The 21,294-nt window shown below is 36.1% G+C and carries 21 protein-coding genes and 1 other annotated feature; of the genes, 14 read left to right on the top strand and 7 right to left on the bottom strand.

The window, feature by feature from the left end:
* The first annotated feature begins 5 nt into the window (after nucleotides 1-5).
* Entirely contained in the window at nucleotides 6-452 is a 447-nt protein-coding gene (locus ATZ35_RS00670) for a carboxymuconolactone decarboxylase family protein (RefSeq protein WP_208928471.1), read from the top strand.
* A gap of 48 nt (nucleotides 453-500) precedes the next feature.
* Here ATZ35_RS00670 and sdaAA read toward each other — a convergent pair whose 3' ends face one another.
* Both sdaAA and sdaAB read right to left on the bottom strand, forming a co-directional pair.
* A complete protein-coding gene (gene sdaAA, locus ATZ35_RS00665) occupies nucleotides 501-1,388 on the bottom strand; it encodes an L-serine ammonia-lyase, iron-sulfur-dependent, subunit alpha (protein ID WP_208928468.1) in 888 nt (295 codons plus the stop codon).
* A 25-nt stretch (nucleotides 1,389-1,413) separates the two neighbouring features.
* The gene (gene sdaAB, locus ATZ35_RS00660; protein WP_086278781.1) at nucleotides 1,414-2,082 is read right to left on the bottom strand and encodes an L-serine ammonia-lyase, iron-sulfur-dependent subunit beta; all 669 of its coding nucleotides are present in this window, start codon (nucleotides 2,080-2,082) and stop codon (nucleotides 1,414-1,416) included.
* A 302-nt stretch (nucleotides 2,083-2,384) separates the two neighbouring features.
* On the opposite strand from sdaAB, the gene rplK reads away from it, so the two are divergent.
* The 5 genes from rplK to ATZ35_RS00635 all read left to right on the top strand — a co-directional run bounded on the left by rplK (nucleotide 2,385) and on the right by ATZ35_RS00635 (nucleotide 5,517).
* Nucleotides 2,385-2,807, top strand: coding sequence for a 50S ribosomal protein L11 (gene rplK / locus ATZ35_RS00655; RefSeq protein ID WP_010765779.1), 423 nt, complete (start codon nucleotides 2,385-2,387; stop codon nucleotides 2,805-2,807).
* A gap of 111 nt (nucleotides 2,808-2,918) precedes the next feature.
* A complete protein-coding gene (gene rplA / locus ATZ35_RS00650; protein WP_086278782.1) occupies nucleotides 2,919-3,608 on the top strand; it encodes a 50S ribosomal protein L1 in 690 nt (229 codons plus the stop codon).
* Between the two features lie 173 nt (nucleotides 3,609-3,781).
* Nucleotides 3,782-3,909 (top strand) — a sequence feature (ribosomal protein L10 leader region).
* A gap of 139 nt (nucleotides 3,910-4,048) precedes the next feature.
* Nucleotides 4,049-4,549, top strand: a complete 501-nt coding sequence (gene rplJ / locus ATZ35_RS00645) for a 50S ribosomal protein L10 (RefSeq protein ID WP_208928462.1) — start codon at nucleotides 4,049-4,051, stop codon at nucleotides 4,547-4,549.
* A gap of 60 nt (nucleotides 4,550-4,609) precedes the next feature.
* A complete protein-coding gene (gene rplL / locus ATZ35_RS00640; RefSeq protein ID WP_086278784.1) occupies nucleotides 4,610-4,975 on the top strand; it encodes a 50S ribosomal protein L7/L12 in 366 nt (121 codons plus the stop codon).
* Between the two features lie 299 nt (nucleotides 4,976-5,274).
* Nucleotides 5,275-5,517, top strand: a complete 243-nt coding sequence (locus ATZ35_RS00635; protein ID WP_176271410.1) for a GlsB/YeaQ/YmgE family stress response membrane protein — start codon at nucleotides 5,275-5,277, stop codon at nucleotides 5,515-5,517.
* A gap of 90 nt (nucleotides 5,518-5,607) precedes the next feature.
* Here the strand turns inward: ATZ35_RS00635 and ATZ35_RS00630 are convergent, their stop codons facing one another.
* Nucleotides 5,608-7,506 (bottom strand): BglG family transcription antiterminator, encoded by a 1,899-nt coding sequence (locus ATZ35_RS00630; RefSeq protein WP_208928459.1) that lies wholly within the window; start codon nucleotides 7,504-7,506, stop codon nucleotides 5,608-5,610.
* 505 nt (nucleotides 7,507-8,011) lie between these two features.
* Between ATZ35_RS00630 and ATZ35_RS00625 the strand changes: the two genes are divergently transcribed.
* Genes ATZ35_RS00625 through ATZ35_RS00610 form a run of 4 tightly spaced genes read left to right on the top strand, consistent with a single transcriptional unit; the run spans nucleotide 8,012 to nucleotide 11,399 of the window.
* The gene (locus ATZ35_RS00625; protein WP_208928456.1) at nucleotides 8,012-8,335 is read left to right on the top strand and encodes a PTS sugar transporter subunit IIB; all 324 of its coding nucleotides are present in this window, start codon (nucleotides 8,012-8,014) and stop codon (nucleotides 8,333-8,335) included.
* Nucleotides 8,336-8,354: 19 nt separating this feature from the next.
* Complete coding sequence (locus ATZ35_RS00620) at nucleotides 8,355-9,608, top strand: PTS sugar transporter subunit IIC (protein ID WP_208928453.1); 1,254 nt, start codon at nucleotides 8,355-8,357, stop codon at nucleotides 9,606-9,608.
* A 3-nt stretch (nucleotides 9,609-9,611) separates the two neighbouring features.
* Nucleotides 9,612-9,956 (top strand): PTS lactose/cellobiose transporter subunit IIA, encoded by a 345-nt coding sequence (locus ATZ35_RS00615; RefSeq protein ID WP_208928450.1) that lies wholly within the window; start codon nucleotides 9,612-9,614, stop codon nucleotides 9,954-9,956.
* An 18-nt stretch (nucleotides 9,957-9,974) separates the two neighbouring features.
* The gene (locus ATZ35_RS00610; RefSeq protein ID WP_208928448.1) at nucleotides 9,975-11,399 is read left to right on the top strand and encodes a glycoside hydrolase family 1 protein; all 1,425 of its coding nucleotides are present in this window, start codon (nucleotides 9,975-9,977) and stop codon (nucleotides 11,397-11,399) included.
* 203 nt (nucleotides 11,400-11,602) lie between these two features.
* Here ATZ35_RS00610 and ATZ35_RS00605 read toward each other — a convergent pair whose 3' ends face one another.
* Together ATZ35_RS00605 and rlmD are read right to left on the bottom strand one after the other, a co-directional pair.
* Nucleotides 11,603-13,399, bottom strand: a complete 1,797-nt coding sequence (locus tag ATZ35_RS00605; protein ID WP_208928445.1) for an immunoglobulin-like domain-containing protein — start codon at nucleotides 13,397-13,399, stop codon at nucleotides 11,603-11,605.
* Between the two features lie 213 nt (nucleotides 13,400-13,612).
* Nucleotides 13,613-14,983 (bottom strand): 23S rRNA (uracil(1939)-C(5))-methyltransferase RlmD, encoded by a 1,371-nt coding sequence (rlmD, locus tag ATZ35_RS00600; RefSeq protein ID WP_208928442.1) that lies wholly within the window; start codon nucleotides 14,981-14,983, stop codon nucleotides 13,613-13,615.
* A 137-nt stretch (nucleotides 14,984-15,120) separates the two neighbouring features.
* On the opposite strand from rlmD, the gene recX reads away from it, so the two are divergent.
* The 3 genes from recX to bph all read left to right on the top strand — a co-directional run bounded on the left by recX (nucleotide 15,121) and on the right by bph (nucleotide 18,291).
* Entirely contained in the window at nucleotides 15,121-15,921 is an 801-nt protein-coding gene (recX, locus tag ATZ35_RS00595; RefSeq protein ID WP_208928439.1) for a recombination regulator RecX, read from the top strand.
* Nucleotides 15,911-17,086 (top strand): A/G-specific adenine glycosylase, encoded by a 1,176-nt coding sequence (gene mutY / locus ATZ35_RS00590; RefSeq protein WP_208928436.1) that lies wholly within the window; start codon nucleotides 15,911-15,913, stop codon nucleotides 17,084-17,086. The genes recX and mutY overlap by 11 nt, the downstream gene beginning before the upstream one ends.
* Nucleotides 17,087-17,757: 671 nt before the next feature.
* Nucleotides 17,758-18,291: a biofilm phosphatase Bph gene (bph, locus tag ATZ35_RS00585; protein WP_086278795.1), complete on the top strand. Its 534-nt coding sequence runs from the start codon at nucleotides 17,758-17,760 to the stop codon at nucleotides 18,289-18,291.
* 87 nt (nucleotides 18,292-18,378) lie between these two features.
* On the opposite strand, the gene ATZ35_RS00580 is transcribed toward bph, so the two are convergent.
* Both ATZ35_RS00580 and ATZ35_RS00575 read right to left on the bottom strand, forming a co-directional pair.
* Nucleotides 18,379-18,813, bottom strand: coding sequence for a GNAT family N-acetyltransferase (locus ATZ35_RS00580; protein WP_208928433.1), 435 nt, complete (start codon nucleotides 18,811-18,813; stop codon nucleotides 18,379-18,381).
* 196 nt (nucleotides 18,814-19,009) lie between these two features.
* A complete protein-coding gene (locus ATZ35_RS00575) occupies nucleotides 19,010-20,791 on the bottom strand; it encodes a C40 family peptidase (protein ID WP_208928430.1) in 1,782 nt (593 codons plus the stop codon).
* A 220-nt stretch (nucleotides 20,792-21,011) separates the two neighbouring features.
* On the opposite strand from ATZ35_RS00575, the gene ATZ35_RS00570 reads away from it, so the two are divergent.
* Nucleotides 21,012-21,200 (top strand): hypothetical protein, encoded by a 189-nt coding sequence (locus ATZ35_RS00570; protein ID WP_208928428.1) that lies wholly within the window; start codon nucleotides 21,012-21,014, stop codon nucleotides 21,198-21,200.
* The last annotated feature ends 94 nt before the right edge of the window (nucleotides 21,201-21,294 follow it).

Below are 21,294 nucleotides of genomic sequence, written 5' to 3'. Positions count from 1 at the left end.
ATAAAATGAGCAAAACAAGATTTTTATTACCAAAAGAAAATAGTACAGCTTATCAAAAAATTGCTGAACTAGATCAAATTGGAAAAACTGGCAGTATCAGTGAAAGCCTACAGGAACTGATCAAAATCTATGCTTCTCAATTAAACGGCTGTGTCTTTTGTATTGATATGCATTCAAAAGATGCCTTGTCAAAAGGAGAGACATTACAAAGAGTCATTGGATTAGTGGCCTGGGAAGAAGCCGTTTTTTATACAGCAGAAGAACGTGTAGTTCTAGCTTTTACGAAGGAAATCACGCTGATCCATCATGGTGGTGTAAGTGATAAGACCTATCAAGAACTACAGCAATATTACAATGAAAAAGAAATTGGTGAATTGTTGGTATTGATTGGGACGATCAATCTATATAATCGAATTGGCATCACCACATTATTGCAACCAAAAATAGATTAAAAAAGAACGGCCGCTAAAATATCAGAATTTTAGTGGCTGTTCTTTTTCTTATTTCGTTGAATTCTCAGTTTGATTATTCAAGATTTCTTTTGCTAATCGTTGAGCAGTTGGTGTTACGGCTAAGCCACCTTCAGCTGTTTCTTTAAAAATCTGCGGCATTTGACGACCAACTTGATACATTGCAGCGACAACTTCATCTGGTGGTATCACACTACGGATGCCAGCCAAGGCCATGTCTGCTGAAATAAAAGCTTGCGATGATCCTAATGCATTTCGTTTTACACAGGGAACTTCAACAAGTCCTGCCACAGGATCACAAATCAACCCCATCATATTTTTTAAAGTAATCGCAATTGCTTGAGCCGCTTGATCAGCAGTACCACCAGCTGCACAAACTAAAGCAGCACTTGCCATTGCACTAGCTGAACCTACTTCGGCTTGGCAGCCGCCTTCAGCTCCACTGATTGAGGAATTATTTGCAATGACCAGACCAAAAGCGCCCGCTGTAAACAAGAAATCTAATTGCTGTTCATGAGTCAGCTGTAACTTTTCAATTGCTGCCATCAACACACCAGGGACGACTCCAGCACTTCCAGCAGTGGGCGTTGCACAGATCAAGCCCATGTTTGCATTGACTTCATTGACTGCAACCGCATTTCTGACCGCGATTAAAATTGTTTCACCGCTTAAAAAATTTCCTGCTTGAATATAGTCATTCATGCGCACTGCATCGCCACCAGTAATACCCGTGACTGAAGTTACGCCATCCACACCTTCTTCGATCGATTGCTTCATAACAGCCAGATTTCGTTCCATGGTTTCAATGATTCGTTCTCTACTATGGCCATGGTTTTCAATCTCAGTTGCGATCATCAATTCAGCAACTGATGGAAAATTTGCCGCTTGTTGCACTAATTCTTCTATAGATAGAAACATAACTAGTTTGCTCCTTTAATTTAAATTAATCAAAATAATTTACACTATAAATATGAGGAATCTGTACTAACTTCATCGTGATATCACCAATATCCGCATGGTCGATCTCGATGATCATGATAGCTTTTTCCCCTTTTGATTCACGGGTCACAGTCATAGTACCAATATTGATATCTGTATCAGAGAGCAGATTAGTGACTTTGGCGATCATTCCTGGGACATCTTGGTGTACGATAATAAAGGTTGGGGTTCCCATCGTCAGTGAAATCTTAAAACCGTTTAACTCCGAAATTTGAATATTTCCGCCGCCAATCGAAATACCAGTGACAGAAAGTTTTCGATCTCCTTTAGAAACCAGCAATTTGACTGAATTTGGATGCTCAGCCTTTTCTTTAAGAGGCACAAATAGGACTTCCATATCCCGTTCATGGGCGATTTTTAAAGAATCAGCAAGGCGCTCATCATCAGGCTCCATATCGAGAAGACCACCAACTAAGGCGATGTCTGTACCGTGACCTCGATAGGTTTTTGCAAAAGATTCATATAAATAAATATCTACTGTTTCTGGTTGTTCGCCAAAAATACTACGGACAATCTTACCAATTCGGGCAGCACCAGCAGTATGAGAACTACTTGGTCCAATCATAACGGGACCGATAATGTCAAAAACACTTCTATAACGTAAATTTTCCATTGGTTATTTCACCTGTCCTTTGATTTAAAATCAGGATTTTTCTAACGAAAGTCTATCATAATTATGGAGAAGAAACTAGAAGCGTAATAAAAATGCGAGAAAAACTTATCTTTTTCTCATTTCAATTGCAAAAACAAAGGATAAAAAGAGTGAAAGGGTATTGAAATTTAATCAGAAGCAGAGTATACTATTCAAGTGTGCATTTTTGTGCACAGGTTTTCTTTGATTCGTCAAAGAATGACGTGGGAGGAGAAATCTTCATCTCCAATTAACCACATCACGGACTCAAGGAGGTATGTCTCGTGGCAAAAAAAGTAGAAAAATTAGTTAAATTGCAAATTCCTGCAGGTAAAGCAACACCAGCTCCACCAGTAGGTCCAGCATTAGGTCAAGCGGGTATCAACATTATGGGATTCACTAAAGAATTCAACGCTCGTACAGCTGATCAAGCTGGTTTGATCATTCCAGTAGTAATCTCTGTATATGAAGATCGTTCATTTACATTCATTACTAAAACACCACCAGCCGCAGTATTATTGAAAAAAGCTGCAAAAATCGAAAAAGGTTCTGGTGAGCCAAACAAAACTAAAGTAGCGAATGTTACGAAAGATCAAGTAAAAGAAATCGCTGAACTTAAAATGGCAGACCTAAACGCAGCAGACGTTGAAGCGGCTATGCGCATGGTTGAAGGAACTGCAAGAAGCATGGGAATCACTGTAGGATAATTTTTATTCTAATAGAACCCAAAGAAGTAGCTTCTCAGTTTATTTCATATTCAAAGATATGAATTACGTGGGAGGTTCGACCGTTATAACCACAATCAAGGAGGAAACAAAATGGCTAAAAAAAGCAAAAAAATGCAAGATGCATTAAAAAAAGTTGAAGCAACAAAAGTTTACCCTGTAGCAGAAGCAATCGCTTTGGCTAAAGAGACAAATATTGCAAAATTCGACGCAACTGTTGAAGTTGCTTACCGTTTAAATGTAGACCCTAAAAAAGCAGACCAACAAATCCGTGGTGCAGTAGTATTACCTAACGGAACTGGTAAAACACAAAGCGTTTTAGTTTTCGCTAAAGGCGAAAAAGCGAAAGAAGCAGAAGCTGCTGGCGCTGATTACGTAGGCGATGCAGACATGGTTCAAAAAATCCAAGGCGGCTGGTTTGGCTTTGACGTAGTTGTAGCAACTCCAGACATGATGGCTGAAGTTGGTAAATTAGGTCGTGTCTTAGGTCCTAAAGGTCTTATGCCTAACCCTAAAACTGGTACTGTAACAATGGACGTAACAAAAGCTGTTAACGAAGTAAAAGCTGGTAAAGTAACGTACCGTGTTGACAAAGCTGGAAACATCCACGTACCAATCGGTAAAGTTTCATTTGATAATGAAAAATTACTAGAAAACTTCAATACAATCAACGATGTATTGTTGAAAGCTAAACCATCAGCAGCAAAAGGTCAATATATTAAAAATATTTCAGTAACAACAACATTTGGACCTGGAATCCACGTTGACCAAGCTTCTTTCTAATTATAAAAGTGTAATAGACCGGTTAGATTGTGAGCAAATTAAGTTTATCTATTTGCCGAGCAGTCAGGTCTATGGAACTAGATCAAAAGAAAAGTAGCTCAAGTTGCTTAAAGTAATGGAAATAAGTAAAAAAATTATTGACTCAACTACCTTTCTCATGGTAAGGTAGTTGAGGTTAATAATTAACTGTACCGAAGACAGTAGGTGACGCAAGTCTTAATTTCCTACCGAGGACAATTGTTGATACATACAATTAAGTCCCTCTATGTCAACGGTGGCATGGAGTTTTTGCTGTGAAACACAATTTTTATAAAAAATTGATGTTGAACAGTACTAGAGGAGCAAAGCGACTGTAGAATCATTACGAGCAGAGCGAGCCTGTACTTATCTTTAATCACAACAATAAGCTCTACCCATCAATCATCAGGAGGTGAAAATAAATGAGTGAAGCAGCAATCGCTAAAAAAGAAACCCTAGTCGAAGAAGCAACAGCTAAGTTCCAAGCAGCAGCTTCTGTAGTCATCGTTGACTACCGTGGTTTAACTGTAGAAGAAGTGACTAACTTACGTAAACAATTGCGTGATGCAAATGTTGAAATGAAAGTTATCAAAAACTCTATTCTTTCACGTGCAGCTAAAAAAGCTGGATTAGAAGGGATGGACGAAGTATTTACAGGCCCTACAGCAGTCGCTTTCAGTAACGACGATGTAGTAGCACCTGCTAAAATCATCGACGAATTTGCAAGTACTGCCAAAGCATTGGAAATCAAAGGTGGCGTTATTGAAGGTAAAGTATCTTCAGTAGAAGAAATGACATCTTTAGCAAAACTTCCAAGTCGCGATGGACTACTTTCTATGCTATTATCTGTATTACAAGCGCCAGTCAGACAAGTGGCTTACGCTGTCAAAGCAGTGGCAGAAAAAGAAGAAGAAGTTGCATAATTGCAGCTTAGCAATAAACTAAACTAAAAATAATGAATTATTAAAACGGAGGAAACCATAATGGCATTGAACATTGAAAACATTGTTGCAGAATTAGAAGGCGCAACTATTTTAGAATTAAACGACTTAGTAAAAGCTATTGAAGAAAAATTTGACGTATCTGCAGCAGCTCCTGTAGCAGCAGCAGGCCCTGCAGCAGCAGCTGGCGAAGAACAAACTGAATTCACTGTAGAATTAACTGCAGCTGGAGATCAAAAAGTTAAAGTTATCAAAGCAGTTCGTGAAGCAACTGGTCTTGGCTTGAAAGAAGCTAAAGCTGTAGTTGATGGCGCTCCTGCACCAGTTAAAGAAGGCGTTTCTAAAGATGAAGCAGAAGCTTTAAAAGCTGCTTTAGAAGAAGTTGGCGCTTCAGTAACAGTAAAATAATCTTTTTAAGATTAAATTTCAAGCTAGAATCCATTTGGATTCTAGCTTTTTTTGTTTTATAAAATAATACAAAAAAGTATAGTAGTGAAGACAGGAATAGATGGAATGAAGATAAAGTGATAAAAAAATGATATAAAGCAAATGTAAAATGCATTTCTTTCGCAAGAAAGTCGATAATCTGTTAGCATAATAAAGTAATCATTTTTGTAGTTATTCTATTTAAAAGTACGTGTTCGTTGCCCTAGAGGTTATCTAGTTTCGCAAGGTCGCTGCACTTTTAAAAATAAGGAGGTCACATTATGCATTGGTTATGGGTTTTAATCGTAGGTGGTGTTATCGGTGCAATTGCCGGGGCAATCACGAGTAAAGGTAAATCGATGGGCTGGATTTTCAATATTATTGCGGGTCTTGTCGGTTCATCAATCGGTCAATCACTTCTAGGAAGTTGGGGACCACAAGTTGCCGGTATGGCATTATTTCCATCAATTATCGGTGCTGTAATTTTAGTTGCAGTCGTTTCCTTTTTTGTAGGTAAAAAGTAAGCTGCACAAGTAGAAAACCGCTAGGAGATCAAATTCTCCTGGCGGTTTTCTTATTTGCTAAATTCTTAAAGGGGCCTATTTAAATAATAATTAATTGAACAATTCATCAATAAATTCTTCATAATCTTCAACCTTTAAAAGGGTTTCCAATTTTTTCTGATTTGAAAATGTATCAATCATAAAATCAAATAATTGCCTAAATTTTTTCATATCATTCTGATTCATAACGATCATGATGATGACTTGCACGTAGTGGGTTCCCCATTTGACAGGTCGATCGTTTAAAATAATCGAGATCCCCGTTTTATTTGCACTCATTTCAATGGCATGAGGTAAAGCTACTGAATTATTGAATGAGGTGGCTGACATTTTTTCGCGCTCGTTGATTAATTCAATAAAGTGAGTATCTATATAGTTATGTTCAACCAATTGAGTACCCAAATGATCAATATATTCAGTAGGATTTTTTAAATAAATATTTCGTTGAAATCGTTCAGGTGTTAAGTAAGTTTGAATGCTTTCTTTTAATGAGTTCAGTAATTTCTCCTGTTTCACTATTTGTATGGATTGCTGGATTTTTTCAGTATCTTTTCCTGAGAAAAATGGTGAAATTTGGACGACATGCTTCAGCTCCTTCAATTCAATAGTTGCTAGAGTTAAATCTGCTTGCTTTATTTTTGCTAAACTTTCAGTGTCCAATCGATAAAAAGTTCCTAAAATATTTAAACTAGATTTGAATGTATCACTGATCTTATAAATCAAACGTTGGTGCATATCATAGTATTCCGGTGTATAAATCACACAAGTTAATTTATTCTCAGTCTCGAATTTTTCCTCAAAATAAGAACCAATATGGAGCGCAATAAACGTGATTTCATCATCTGAAATTGGAATATTGATATGCTTTTGAATTTGTTTGGCTATAAAAACAGCCACCTCATAAATGAAAGCATAAGATTGTTTGATTTCTTCAGATAATGGATTCCGAACTTGTTTTCCGTTTTTTGCTCGTGAGATCAAGTTGGAAACGTGGATTGCTAAGTTCAAAACTAATTCATCTGAGATATGTGTAATAAAATATTTTTCTGCAACGGTTTCCATCATAGTTGAAATAAATGTATAAACTGAAGTTTCCATGTAATTTTTCAAAAAGGCATCATTAGCTGGAGAGATTTTAGTCATTAATAAGAGAGTTAGATTGTTGATTTCATAAAGGTCCATTTCGACAGCAAAAGCTTGATCGAGATCTTGTCCAATCTGAGTAGCAAGTAAATATTCAAGTTGATCCTTCGTGAATAGTTCAGGAATAAGATCTGTCTCAAAGCGTTGATGATTGAGCTGACGATTGATAGCGATCGCAATGTGTAGTAATAAACTGTTGATTGCATAACCATTAATATAAAGGTGCTGGCTACTTAAGCGGTCGATCACGATTTTTTGGATCGTCTCAATAGAAATCTCTGGAAAGATCGTCTGAATATGGTCCAAAGATTGAAAGTTTTGTAAAGCTTCATCTTGTAACATATCGCCAGCAAGCTTTCTAAAGTTTGATTCATCACCTTCCATACTTAGAAAATGCCCATGTTTGATGATTTTCAAATGATATTTAGACATTTTTTTACGTAAGCGGAGGGTATCTTTTTCAATAGTTGGAATGCTGACAAATAAGGTTTCTGCTACATCAAAGTAATCGACATTTTTATGCTTGATCAATAGGTTCATCAAGTAATTTATACGCTCAATAGGCGTATTTAGATCTTGCTCAGTTCGAGAAATAAAATCTTCGATTCTAAGTGTATTGTCGATTTTATAACCTTGCCTAGAAGACTGGATCATTTCAAGCTTCGCACTTTGATTGATTCGCGATACATAATTGCGAATCGTTCGTGTCGATGTAGATAGCGCTTCTGCTAGATATGTTGCAGATAACCAATTGTGATGTTGGATTAATAGCTTTACTAGGGCTGCTTCTTTCTTGTTTAAGGACACAATGTCTGCTCCTCTCTTTTTTATAACCTCTATTATTCGTGCTTTTAAATAACAAATCAAGTACAGTTGTTTCCGCTAAACTGAGAAGATGAGGAAAAAATCATATTTGATAGAGAAGTGTAAATCATAGATGATAAGAATATAGTAACGAGCTGAGTTTGCTTTATTCGAAAAAAGCGGTAGCTTCTTTTTTCCAGTCGGAGTTGAACGAGCCTGCTACACTTTTACTTTGAAACGTGCCAAGAGACACAACGAAGAACTGAGATGATGTTGAATGGTATAAGGTGACTATAAGAAACGTTGCGTCCTTCTGTTATTAAAATGTTGAAAAGTACAAGTTGAAGTGAAGTGGAACATTGTTATCATATGTTATCTAGCTATGCGGGCTAGTCTCTCGGAAAAAAGATAAAATCTGCCTGTGACAGAAAGCGACACAAACAGATTTTCCTATTTTTCAGTCGAGACTGGACGAGCCCGCTACGCTTTTAAATTAGGAGGAGAAAACATGAGTGATTTAAACGTATTATTAGTCTGTGGGTCAGGTGCCAGTAGTGGGTTTATGGCAGCGAATATGCGCAAGGCGGCCAAGGTGAAAAATTTAGATATGAGTATTGTTGCAAGAAGTGAATCGGAGATCGAGAATTATATTGAGGAGATCGATGCTTTAATGGTCGGACCGCATCTTGAATATATCATTGATGAAATCGATGAGATTATTCACGGATTTCCAGTTAAAGTGATTTTGATGAAAAAAGAGTACTATGCAACGCTAGATGGGGATGCTGCAGTTGAACACTTGCTACGTTCGTTAAAAGAAGACGAACAGTGAAGAAAAAGGAGACGTAAATATGAATAAGTTGATCTTTTGGTTGGAAAATAGTTTCTCACCTAAAATGAACAAAGTAAACAATAATCCTTGGATTGTCAGTATTAAAGATTCAATCATGCAGACGTTGCCTTTTATTTTCTTAGGGTCGATTTTTTCAATGTTGGCTATTTTGAATGACTATTTTCCAGCTCTACCAAGTTTTTGGGTGCCGTTTGGCTGGACGATGGGCAAAATTTCATTGTTTGTGGCCTTCTTGATTCCATTTAACTTAATGGAGAAAAAAAGATTGCGCAAACAAAGAATTGTAGCTGGGATGAGCGGTTTAGTGCTGTTCTTGATGATTATTTCACCACAAATCGAAAAAGATGGTGTGGTCGGTTTTGGACATGATGCACTAGGTGCTGGCGGGATGTTTGTGGCAATTGTTGCGGGCTTGATTGCTGGATTTGTTTTAGTTACGCTAGGAAAATTTACGTTCTTTAAAGAAGAATCCGTGATTCCAGATTTTGTTAGAGCATGGTTTGATTCAATGTTACCGATCGGGATTATTATTCTTTTTGGCTGGGTCGTTGTTTTGATCATGAAAGTGGATTTATATAATATTGTTTTAAGTATTTTCATGCCGCTATCTAGTTTTATGGAATCACCTGGAGGTTTTGTGGGAATGATGTTTTTGATTTGCTTCCTTTATTCAATGGGGATTTCTACTTGGGTGCTAACGCCAGTGGTACAGCCCGTTTTATTGAAAGCAATCGCAGAAAATATTGCCCTTGTTCAAAATGGTACGGCTTCTGTTGAAACCTTAAATTTGGTGACAAGCAGTACTTTATACTCAGCTTATCTATGGATTGGAGGAATTGGTTGTACGATGCCGCTGGTATTAATGATGATGCGGGCTCGCTCTAAGAAAATCAGTGCATTAGGCAAAGCTTGTATCGTACCGTCGATTTTTAATATCAATGAACCCGTGATTTTTGGAGCAGTCGCTTGGAATCCGTTATTGATGATTCCGATGTGGCTACAGGGAATTGTTTTGCCAATTGTGATTTATATTTTTACAAAAGTCATTCCCTTTGCGCCAATTCCTAAAGTTCAATTTGAATTATGGTATTGTCCATTTCCATTTGCTACGTGGTTTACGACCGGGACAATCACTGGAATTATTTTAATGCTGGTCATTTTTGCGATATCCACGGCCATTTGGTATCCATTTTTTAAAGCATACGATGATCAAGAAACCAAAGCAGAAAATCAAACGTTGAAGGAGACTTAATAGATGGACGATTTATTGTCACAACAAGCCATGAAAATTATTTTATTTGCTGGAGATGCCAGAGTTAATTGTAAAAATGCCCTTATGGCAACTGAGAAAAACGATTTTGAAACAGCAGCTGAAGAAATGAAAGTCGCTAAAACCAATATAACAGCGGCACATAAAGTTCAGACACAAGCAATTCAAAGTGAAATGAGTGAAGAAATCAACGTACATGAGCATTCACTATTGTTTACACATGCTCAGGATACTTTAATGACGATTTATAGTGAAATCAACATGGCTAATCACTTGATTAAAATAGCGAAACAAATCGATGAACGCTTATCATCACTTGAAAAAAAATAAAGAAAAGAGGCCAAAGCTATGTATCAGGTACCAACTGGATTTCCAAAAGATTTTTTATGGGGCGGAGCTGTTGCAGCTAATCAATGTGAAGGCGCTTATGAATATGAAGGCAAAGGCACAAGCGTTGCGGATATCAATGAATTTAGAGCGGATCTACCACTAGAAAAAAGATCGAATGCTGAGATTTCTACAACCTATATTGAAGAAGCTCTTCATAGTAAAACGGGAATTTTTCCGAAAAGATGGGGGATCAATTTTAAAGAAACATATCCAGCCGATTTAAAGTTACTAGGAGAGATGGGGCTAAAGTTATTTAGAACATCAATCGATTGGTCACGGATTTTCCCAAATGGTGATGAACTGGAACCAAATGAAGCAGGGCTACTTTTTTATGATAAATTGATTGATGAAATGATTGCTAATGGGATGGAACCGATGATCACTCTTTCTCATTATGAAATGCCACTGAACCTTACATTGAATTATCAAGGTTGGTATTCAAGAGAAGTAGTTGATTTCTTTGTTCGCTATTGTAAAGTTATTTTTGACCGCTATCAAGGCAAAGTAAAATATTGGATTGTTATCAATCAAATCAATTTGATTGGTCATGAATCGTTCAACCATTTAGGCATTGCAGAGGATCAAGTGGAAAATTTACAGCAAGCGAAATATCAAGGCGTTCACCATATGATGGTAGCAACAGCTTTGGCTACTGAATACGCTCATCAAGTCGATGAAAATTATCAAGTTGGCATGATGCTTTGTGGCGGGCCAGAATATGCGGCTACTTGTAATCCAGAAGATGTGCTAGCAACCTTGAAAATCAACCAAATGCAGTATTTCTTTGCCGATGTATTACTACGAGGATATTATCCAGGTTATGCGTTTCGTTATTTTGAAGAACGTGGTATTAAGCTTGAATTTGCTGAAGAAGATGAAACAATTTTAAAAAATACAGCCGATTATCTATCATTTTCTTATTACTATACTCAAATTTGCGATGCTAAACACGATGAGCCTTATCGAAATAAATCACTTCCTGCAAATCCTTGGGGGTGGACGATTGATCCACTTGGGTTAAGAACGTTATTAAATTCCTTCTATGATCGTTATCAATGTCCAATTTATATCACTGAAAATGGTATTGGTTGTTATGATCAGTTAGAAGAAGATGGTAGTGTTCACGATGACTATCGCATCGATTATTACCGAGCACATATCGAGCAAATGAAAGAAGCGATCAAAGACGGCGTTGACCTTAGGGGATATTGTGCTTGGGGACCAATCGATATTATTAGCTGCTCTTCTTCGGAAATGAGTAAACGCTACGGGTTTATTTATGTAGATCAAGATGATTATGGAAAGGGGAGTCAAAAACGTTTTTTAAAGGATAGTTACGCTTGGATGAAGCAAGTGATTGCAAGTAATGGGGAAGAGCTGTAGTAGTCTTTTGGAAAGTTAACTCTAAGCTTGTAAAATTTGAAATCAAGCAAAAACTAATTCCTATTTTTAAAATGCTGATGGATGGCTGTATTTAATAGAATGAGAAAAAAATCAGGCTGCTTATCCTTTTTTGATGTAGAAGGATAGCAGCCTAATTAAATAGTAAAGTTTAGTAACTCAAATGCTTATTACTTTGTTTGATGTTATTTTGTATACGGCACTGAAACAGTACCATTGAAATATATATATCCGTATTCAGCAAGTGAGTTTTCAGAAAAGGTAAATGTTGTTTTACCTAGTGAACCTGGTAGTTGCCAAGTAATTTGTTGGTTTTCATAAACACCCTCATCACTAATTGAATCAGGTTCAATTACTTTTCCAGAAATTCCTTTGATTGGTATAGGTAAAGTCAAAGTGCCTTTGTTAGAAAGGGATTGTTTTTCTAATGTGATTTCTTGATTGCTAAAACTCCAGAATACAGAACTACTTATTTGACTTGGATTCAAAGAGGAAATGTCTTTAATATTATTACGTCGAGCCTCAATGTACGTTAATTTTTTTAGACTAGCTAAAGGGCTGACATCAGAGATACTGTTATCAAGAATACTAATTTTCTCTAAACTAAGTAGGTTACTGGCAAATTGTAAATTAGTAAGGTTGCATTCCTCGAGACTTAAATTTTTTAAATTCGTTAATTTTCCAAGATTTTCTAAAGAAGTCTCATTAAGATTTGATTCGCCTATAAAAAGGCTTTCTAATTCTTTGAAATCACTCAGAATAATCAAAGCTCTGTTCAAATCTGACTCCAAATTTAAAAAATTCATACGCAAAGTCTTTAGATTTCGCAAATAGCTTAATCCTTTAGAAGAAGGGACTCCATACCAAGCGTTTTCATCAATAGTTTCCACCCTTAATAAATCTTCTTGACTCACAGGATAGTTAATTTCACAAGATAATTGTTCAGCAACTAATCGAGACAATTCATAATCTTCAAACCAATCCTGTAAAGGTCTTTTTTCAGTGCTTGAGGTTTCTTCATTACCTGTTTCGTTCCCACCATCTTCGCCATTTTCACTACCACTTCCAGTATCGTTGCCCTCTTCATCAAGTTTAAAAGTTACTTGATAGCGGCCGATTTCGATATCTTTTTGATTCAAAATAGCCACCTTCACGTCATCTTTTTCATTTGTTATATAACGAGATACCTTGATTTCAAAACTACCATCTGCTTGGATATCAACAATAGCATAGCGCTTACGATTGACATAAAGCTGGGCTTTTCTAGCATTTTTCGCCGCTTTTCCTGTGATTTTTCCGCGGACTACTTGATCTGTTCCAAAATCAAACTCCTGTAGCTCAGCTTGGAGGTCAATTGGATTTACGGGAACAGTAATTCTGGCTAGTTCTTTACCAGAGAGAGAACCAACGATTTCGACAATGTCTTCTTCATCAAAAATATCGTCCTCTTCAACCGGGAGTGCAAACGAATCATCATGAGCAACTTCCACCGAACGAATCCATTCATTGTTGATTATTAAACTGACTAAATCCATTTTATTACCAGCAAGGCCTTTGATCTCTTCATCATAAAGAGAAAAATCTTCTGCAGAGAGATTAATATATTCACTTTCGAGTGAGACTCTTTGTCGATCAATCTCGTGACCGCTCTTATTCAAGGCAACAATTTCTACATGATCGAAAAGGCTGTGAATCACGTCATTAGCCTTGACTTCAAAGGTTTGATCTTTAAAGATTTTACCCGTTCGAATCTGTGAACCATTAACATAGAGAATGATTTTTCGTACAGTTTTGTCTAACAGTCCAGTTACATAATCATCAACCCCTAATTTAAATGAGTCGGGAGTAACTGGTGAAGCTTTCTGTGTTCTTAATATCTGGGGAACTAATTGATCTGTACTTTTTTCAACAGCGTAAACCTGAAATGGAACTGTAGAAAGCAATAAAACTGACAACAAACAACCTGTAATTATTTTTTTCATCTAAAATCCTCCTTTTATTAATTTTATTATAACATATAGAGTGTTTTAATGTTTCTATTGTTTTTTTAAATGAACATTATACTTTAGCTGATTTCATCATTATTTATTTGAATGTAACTATTTCAAAAGTACAAGTTTTTCTATAAAGATATTGAACAAAAAAATAAAAGGGTAGGGATACACTCCGTGAGTCATATCCCTACCCTTATTTATCTATTTTTTAGTCAATTTCACAACAACTTCACAACGAGCTGTTTGTGGAAACATATCTACAGATTGTAAATAGTGCACATCAAAGACTTTAGCTAAATCAACTAAGTCTTTTGCAAGTGTGGACACATTACAAGAGATATAAACCATCTTCTTCGGAGGTTGCTTTAAGATTGCTTTTAGTAGCTTTTGATCCAATCCAGTTCTTGGTGGATCAACAATGATCGCATCAGGTTTAAAACCATTCTGAAGCCATTTTGGTAGCAACTCTTCGGCTGTTCCTACTTCATAATGGGTATTTGTGACACCTAAGCGTTCAGCATTCATTTTAGCATCTTCGATCGCAGCTGGAATAATATCCATTCCACGAACTTCTTTCGCTTGTTTGGCAATACTTAAACCAATTGTTCCAACACCACAGTAAGCATCTACAACTGTTTCGTTGGGCTGTAAATCCAACGCTTTCACAGCTTCGCTGTATAACACTTCAGTTTGTTCAGGATTTAACTGGAAAAATGCTCTAGGAGATAAATCGAAGGTTACTTCATTGATCTTCTCTTCAATACTTTCTTTGCCCCAAACATGGATTGTCTCATCACCCATGACGATTGAAGTTCTTTTGTTTTGAACGTTTTGCATGATCGATACCACTTCTGGCAAGTGCTGTGTAATTTCATCGATCAAGGCTTTTTTTTGTGGGAATTTTACGGATTGTGTGATAAAAACGACCTGAACTTCATTCGTTTTAATACCGACACGCACCATGAGTGTTCGGAAAATACCACTGTTTTTCCGTTCGTTATAGATCGGTAACTGGTATTTGTTCAGCAATTCTACCAAGGCGTTCATAACTTTAGTTGTCGCAGGTTGTTGAACTAGACAATCATCGATAGGAACTAGGCGATGAGAATCAGCTTGGTAAAGACCAGCTTCCACTTCACCATCGATTTTCCGTAGTTGAAATTGCGCTTTATTACGATAATTCCAAGGATTTTTCATTCCCAGCGTTTTAGGTGTTGAATAGTTTTCAAAATTTCTTGGTCTGAATTTATTTAATGATTGCTTCAATAAATCTTGTTTGAAAAGTAGCTGGGCTGGATAAGCTAAATGCTGCAGCTGACAGCCACCGCATGTTTCATAAACAGGACAGGGTGGTACGACCCGTTCAGGTGCTGCCTTTACTATTTTTTTTAATTGCCCTTCCACAAAACGCGGAGCTATTTTAGTGATTTCTACTGAGACATCTTCTTTTGGTAAAGCGCCTGGAACAAAAACAATCGTCTTTTTATAATAGCCAATACCTTCTCCGTTGATCCCTAAACGTTTTATTTTTAAAGGGATCGTTTGTCCCTCTTTTAAAAGTTGTGTGGTCATAATTCCATCCTTTTGATCCGAAGATCTGTTAATCAAATATAACGATATTTCTTATTTTAGCACAATTTGCCTAGTTTAGCTTCTAGCAAATGTATGTTATAGTAGAATATATGTTCTCACTAGAAAGGCGGAGAAAGATGGAAACAATTACAAAAATCACCAAAGACAAAGGTCAGTTTTATCTTATCTGGCTGTCTTCAGGAGAAAAATTACGGGTCTCAGAGGATACCTTAGTTCGCCAGCGCCTATTAAAAGGCCAAGAATTGACAGAATCCGAGATCGAACAAATAAAAAAATCAGGTTCTTATGATGTTGGTTTACAAATGTCATTAAATTACTTGAGTTATCAATTACGCTCAAAAAAAGAAATTTTAGATTATTTAAAGGAAAAAGAAATCTTGCCAGAAGATCGCAAAACAATTGTGATTCGCCTGGAAGAAATGAACCTCTTAGACGATAAAATTTTTAGTGAAAGTTATGTCCGTACCTTAATGCGAACAAGCGATAAAGGACCCAAAATGATCGAACAACAACTAAAACGAAAAGGCTTGAATGAAGAAGACATTCAACATGGGTTAACTTTTTATACTATGGATGATCAAGTAGAAGTAGCAAAAGCAACAGCGGAAAAAGCGATGAGACGTTATCGAACAAAGAGTTTTAAAGATGCTGTACAAAAAGTTCAAATGCACCTGATGCAAAAAGGGTTCAATCGGGAAGTGATCGATTTAGCGCTTGAAGAGCTATCCTTTGAAAAAGATGAAGAACAAGAATTAGATGTGATCAGAAAAGAAGGCGATAAATTATGGGAAAAACACCGTAAATTGGATCCTTATAAACGTGTGATGAAAGTTAAACAAGGACTATTTCAAAAACGTTTTGACTCAGATTTGATTCAGCAATATTTTGATGAAAAGGAATTAGAGAATGAAGAATGAGAAGTATTGGGAAACTTGGAGTGCTACTGAACTGCAGGCTTTTCAGGAAGAGTTTATTAATTGGTATGAAAAAGAAAAGCGAAATTTACCTTGGCGTGTTAATTTAGATCCATATCGTATTTGGATTTCAGAAATCATGTTACAACAGACTCGTGTGGATACGGTAATTGATTATTATTATCGTTTTATGGAGTGGTTTCCAACGATCAAAGACTTAGCTGAGGCGCCGGATGATCGTTTATTGAAAGCGTGGGAGGGTTTAGGCTACTATTCTAGAGCCAGAAATTTAAAAGTTGCAGCGCAGCAGATCATGACTGAGTTTGATGGTCAGATGCCTCAAACCATTGAAGAAATTCGCCAACTAAAAGGAATCGGACCATACACAGCAGGTGCAATCGGCAGTATTGCCTTTCAAATTCCAGAGCCTGCGATCGATGGCAATGTTATGCGAGTGGTCAGCCGTTTATTTGAGATCAGTGATGATATTGCCAAACCAAGTAGTCGCAAAGTGTTTGAAGAAGCAATGTATAGAATCATTGATCAGAAGCGGCCAGGTGATTTTAATCAAGCAATGATGGATCTAGGTTCAGGTATTTGTACTCCGACATCACCAAAGTGTGAAGAGTGCCCAATCCAATCTTATTGCTTGAGTTACAAAAATAACACGATGACAAATTTTCCAGTTAAATCAAAAAAAATGAAACCAAAAGATGTTTATTACATTGGTGGAATCATTGAAAATAATCAACAAGAATTTTTACTAGAACAGCGTGATCCCAAAGGCTTACTAGCAAATATGTGGTTGTTCCCGATCGAAGAGGTCAGTAAAGAGCACTTCGAGTTTCTACAGAAAATGTGGGTGAAAGAAGATCAGCAGTTATCACTTAATTTTGAAGAACCACTGTTAGTTGCTGAAGAAAATTCAGAAATTTTCGAAGATTATTCACAAGTTGTTTGGCAAAAGCGAACCTTAGGAGAAGTAACACATATTTTCAGTCATTTAAAATGGCATATCCTGGTTTTTTATGGGCGTCAAACAGGATTAACAGTTAAGAATGAAAACCAAGCTTGGGCAACAAAAGAAACATTCTCAAACTATGTTTTTCCAAAACCCCAGCAAAAGATGTTAGATCTGTACAAAAAAGAATTTAGAAAAAAAGAATAATTTCTTGGTGCTAACCCCAAGTGCGCATAAAAAGCCTAGGAGATTCGTACTAGAATTTTGCTGATTTTAGTAGGAAAAGAAGCTTTTTCTCATTTAAATTTAATGTTATACTAGTTTTAGTGGTGGAATGGTGAAGATATGTTATGTATTTTTGTCAATTTCACGGTCTAGCTCTGTTTAGAGCTAGTGGATTGAAATCCTTGACCAGTTGGAAAGGTTCGCCGTGTTTTGCCGTCTAGCTCTGTTTAGAGCTAGTGGATTGAAATCTCATTATAGCAACTTTGATAAAACAGCTTATAAGTCTAGCTCTGTTTAGAGCTAGTGGATTGAAATACATCACTTGACCAGCTGATGTCCGAACCGTGTTCGTCTAGCTCTGTTTAGAGCTAGTGGATTGAAATATTGCACGGTAAACATGAACACTTGGTTCAAATGTGTCTAGCTCTATTTAGAACTAGACTTTTTTAATTACCTCAATTTCAACTTCAAAAAACTAAAATAATTCTCTATATTTCAAAAGATATTCTTGATTGCTGTGAGAAAACAAACTACTTAGTATGCAAAGCTGAAAATTATGATATAATTATAATGATATCGGTGTAATGAACACCCAAACGAAGAGTAATCAGCTTTGAGAAGCGATTTTTCGTACTAGGGAAAGTTGGGGGACTATGGCAATTCCAAAAGAAGGTGAATTTGTAACGATTCAAAGTTACAAACACGATGGACATTTGCATCGAACATGGCGAGATACTATGGTATTAAAAACAAGCGAGTATTCTTTGATTGGTGTCAACGATCATACTTTGGTGACAGAGTCTGATGGTAGGCGTTGGGTTACTCGTGAACCAGCTATTGTTTATTTTCATAAAAAATACTGGTTCAACATAATAGCGATGATTAGAGAAAAGGGGGTTTCTTATTACTGCAATCTGGCGTCACCTTATCTTTTAGATGATGAAGCGTTGAAATATATTGATTACGATTTGGATATCAAAGTTTTTCCTGATGGGGAAAAACGCTTATTAGATGTCGATGAATATGAATTTCATAGCAAAATAATGGAGTATCCTGAAGATATTGATTTTATTCTAAAAGAAAATGTTAAGACGTTAGTGGATTGGATTAATAATGAAAAAGGCCCGTTTTCTGAAGCCTATGTCGATATTTGGTATAAGAGATACCAAGAGCTATCAAAGAAATAGCCAATGTAAGATGCTAAATGAAAAAAAGTAACCCAAGTAGAACTTGATTAAGTTTTACTTGGGTTACTTTTTATTTGGCTAGATAAACTAAAACTGTTTATTCATCTGATAATGTTCAATAGCGGCATCAAGAAACATTTCACCTTCTTTGATATATCGCATTTTTTCATAGAAGCCAAGTGCAGTAATTTGAGCACCCAAAGTAATCGTGTTGTAACCTTGCTCTTTTGCAAATTGCTCAGCACTTTCTACGATCACACGACCATAATCATGACCTCTAAACTCTTTTTGAACAGCCATTCGCTGTAATTTTATCATTCCCTCGGTAAGCGGCAATAAACGACAAGTAGCAATAGCCTCGTTGTTATCGCCATACAAAACAAAATGAATACAAGCTGCTTCATATTTATCGATTTCAATTTCACCAGGAACTCCTTGTTCTAACATAAACACCTGACGACGAATTTTAACTGCATCTATGTAGATATCACTCATAGTATCTTTAGTGTGAACAATTTTCATTTGGCACCTCTGTCATGAGTATTTTGTTTATTATACCTTAAACTAGAGTGGAAAAAAATACTAGTTTTTTGAGCATCTGGATGATTGAATTGCGTAATTATTACTATTACTGAAATCAAAATGGATAAAGAGTCACAAAAAATGATGAAACTCTTTATCCATTTTGATGAAATTGTGAATCGATAGTAAACTGGAACTAGTGTTTAACTGTTACGCCTGTTTTATTAATATAACCTATCCATTTATTGTTGTTATCGTATAAAGAATAATAAACTTCACCGGAAAAATGATTGTAACGTCCTTGCGCATGAAAGGTTTTCTTGTAAACAGTATTAGTAGATCCTTTTTTGGAAGAAAAATTATTGATATCTCCCCAAATAGTGTATCCTTTCTTAGCGATTGTTACCTGCTCATTATTCTTCATCCAAATGCCTCGTTTACCATCTGCTTTTTGTAAATCCTTTAGATTCACATAGCCTAACCAAGTATTTTTATTGTCGTATAAAGAGTAGTAGACATCGCCAGAGAAATGATTGTAGCGTCCCTGTGCATGATAGGTTTTTTGATAGAGACTAGCAGTCGAGCCTTTCTTAGCAGAAAAGTCATTGATATTGCCCCAAATGGTCGAGGATTTATTTGTAACAGTGACAAACTCATTGTTTTTCATCCAAATGCCTCGTTTACCATCTGCTTTTTGTAAATCTTTTAGATTCACATAGCCTAACCAAGTGTTTTTATTGTCGTATAAAGAGTAGTAGACATCACCAGAAAAATGATTGTAGCGTCCCTGCGCATGATAGGTTTTTTGATAGAGACTAGCAGTCGAGCCTTTCTTAGCAGAAAAGTCATTGATATTGCCCCAAATGGTCGAGGATTTATTTGTAACAGTGACAAACTCATTGTTTTTCATCCAAATGCCTCGTTTACCATCTGCTTTTTGCACAGCTTTAGAGTTTATATAACCTTGCCAAGCACTAGTATTGTCATATAAAGAATAGTAGGTATCACCATTTACGTGATTATATCTTATTTTTGCTTGATAAGTTTTATTTAATAGATTGTCAGAAGTATTTTTTTTAACCCAGTTAAACGAACTAAAGGTGTTATATCCTTTTTTTGTGATCGTGACATATGATCCGTCATTAATTGCCTCTCCTTGAGGCTTTGTACCTGTAAGATTCATTTTTAAGGCAAAGCTCGGTGGAAATTCTGACCACCAAATCTGAGATACTTCAACAGTAGTATCATAGTTTGGTGCGTGAATATATTGTCCATTACCAATGTAAATTGCTACATGATAAGTAGCGCCAGCATTCCCCCAAAAAAGAAGATCCCCTGGTTGTAATTGCGAAATCGTTGCTTTAGAAATAGCTACTTTTGTTCCTGATTTTTCTTGTGGTACAGTCCAATCACCAATGTTTTTTCCCGTTACTTGTAAAAATACATAGCGAGTCAGTCCAGAACAATCAAACTTGTTCGGTCCTAATCGATCAGGATGCTTTTGTGTATATGGTTTTCCTAAATGTTTTTTTGCCTCTGCTACAATTTGATCTCTTTGGGTTCCTGCACTAAAAGCGCGAGCAGCGGGCAGATCAGATTGAGTAGGAGTCAACTTTTTCAACGTTTCAATGAATGATTTATATTCTTCAAATGACATAACACTACTTCTGGAATCCGCTTCAAATTGTTTTCTTAATTCCTCTTCATTGTCAGTAGTAGGAACAGGACTGGTTTGCTCAACACTATTAACCTGATTAGCTTCATCATCGCTACTAATCACTGTTTCTTTTGTATTAGAAGAACTACTAGCTGTTTCCATGGTATTTTGTGTAGTTGAATCTTTCGGTATGGTAGTAATTTCAGAAATTTCGGTTGATGTTTGCTCAGCTGAAACATTTTCTGTGAAAATGGCTGTGCTGGTTGATAATGAGATAAAAGTGACCGCCAACATAAGATACATATTATTTTTTATAAACATAAAAAAACTCCTTTTTCGTTTGTGGAATTAATATTATTATACCATACGATCATATCAGTATGTGTTGTTCTCTTTTTAAAAAGGAACTGACAACTCTGTTATATTGATTATATCTAAAAAAAGATAGTAGGATTTTAATAGAAATTGATGTATAACTTTTGTAAAAATAATAACAGCAGTGTACAGTAGAAATAACAAAAAAAGAAAGGTTGTGGGTGTCATGAATCCAGATGAAATTGTGCAAAAAGTCAAAGAGTTGATTGGTGAAGGAAATTTTGAAAAGGCAAAGCAATTCCTTGAAGAACACAAAGATGACATTGGTGAACAATATGAAAAAATTAAAGGAATGATCCCTGATGTTGATGCAGGTGGACTAGCCGATAATGTCAAAGGCTTCTTTAAAAAATAACCAAATCAAACAATCACTAAAAACATCTGGACAGCTAATTTGACGGATTTTTTTTTATATCAGTTTAATCGATATTTTAGGAAGCAAACTAGTA

It is taken from the genome of Enterococcus rotai, from assembly GCF_001465345.1.
GTDB lineage: Bacteria > Bacillota > Bacilli > Lactobacillales > Enterococcaceae > Enterococcus_L > Enterococcus_L rotai.
This window is presented reverse-complemented; position numbering and strand designations above follow the sequence as displayed.